Genomic DNA, 1508 nt, shown 5'->3' on the forward strand with positions numbered 1-1508 from the left:
GGTTTGGATTCAAACAGATCCATCAGACAAAGAAATGATGTTCATTGAATCGAATGAAGCAGTACTACAAGAGCTTTTAAATAATATGAAGAAAGTACAAGGATACGCAGGGTAATAGCGTACCTTTGAAAAGGAAGGTGAAATTATGCTAGAGAAAATAATAGATTGGGTCGGGGGACTCATTATTAATTTAGTCAAAACTTTTCTTGGTCCGATTTACGGATTTATGGATACTATCCCTGTCCTAGTTTTTAGTGATGCCGATTCAAATTTAAGTTTTTTATTTTCAAAGAATGCGATTACTAACGTGCTAGATACCGGTATGCCCGTCATGTTTAAATTTGTTGCTTTTTGTGTCCTCGTCAGTGTAGTGATTACGGCAGCAAAATATTCAGCGACAGCTATCAATCCGAATAATCGGACAGCATTAATTGAGTATGCGAAAGATTTAATGATTATCTCGATTTGCCTCTGGCATTTAGACTTCTTTTATAATGTTATATTCGATCTAAATGCTTGGATTACATTGGAGTTTAAAGAGGCGATAAATGGAGTGAATAATGGTAATTTTAAGCCGGATGAACAAGTACCTTTATTAAAGTCGGGAATGTCTGACAATAAGACTATTACAGAGCTTTCAATGGAAGGCCATAAAAACGATTATATGTTTATTATATTCGGTTTGTTTATTGAAGCTGGATTAATGGTTTGGGCAAATTTTTATTATTTAATGCGCGCTGTGACACTGTACGTATTAATGTTAATGGGTCCTGTAATGGTAGGTATGTGGCTATTTCCACAAAAGAAACAACAGACGTTATACTGGATTCGTGAATTTATGGGGGCAGTATTAATTCAAGCGATTCACGCAATTACCCTATGGCTCATTATTACACTTATTGGGGATGCAAAAAATCCTATTATAAAATTAATATTGCTTGCCATGTTTATCCCAGTTGGAGAGATTGTGAAGAGCTTTATAGGCCTTAGCACCAATGCATCCGGTGGTATTCATAGAGCGGGTACAATGCTGGGAATGGGTGCTTTAGCGAGTGTAGCTGGTTTGGTGAAAGGAATTCGTGATGACCACCGCAGTGCAAATGATAAGGGGAAAGAAAAGAAAGATGGAGAGCAAGATAAAAAAGAAGATGCTGATAACCCGAAAAATGCATTAGGAGCAAATTTAGGGACAGATATTGGTACAACATCTCGTGCAGCTCGTATGTTAAAAGCGGGTCAAATTGGAAGTTCACTTGGAAAAGCAGCTGGTGGACTTGCAGGTATGGCAGCAGGAGCTGGGCTTGGACCAGAAGGAATGGCAATAGGGACATTTGCTGGTAGTAAAGCGGGCGGATTTACTGGCGCGGTTGCTGGAAGATCTGCTGCTACAGTAGGCGAAGGAGCTGTAGCCTTAGGAAAACATATTGGTTCAAGTGTGAAGAAGGGTACAGATACTTATAATGGGTTAAATAGTGAATCTTATCCAGAACTAACGGATGAAGATATTG

At 38.6% G+C, this 1508-nt stretch carries 2 pseudogenes; both read left to right on the forward strand.

Annotation, left to right across the window (positions count from 1 at the left end):
* Nucleotides 1-115, forward strand: a pseudogene (locus MR155_RS31075) (conjugal transfer protein TraC); the annotation flags it as partial.
* A 30-nt stretch (nt 116-145) separates the two neighbouring features.
* A pseudogene (locus MR155_RS31080) lies at nt 146-1508 on the forward strand (type IV secretion system protein); the annotation flags it as partial.

The sequence above is a fragment of the Bacillus cereus group sp. BfR-BA-01331 genome (genome assembly GCF_022663915.1).
Taxonomy (GTDB): Bacteria; Bacillota; Bacilli; order Bacillales; family Bacillaceae_G; genus Bacillus_A; species Bacillus_A mycoides.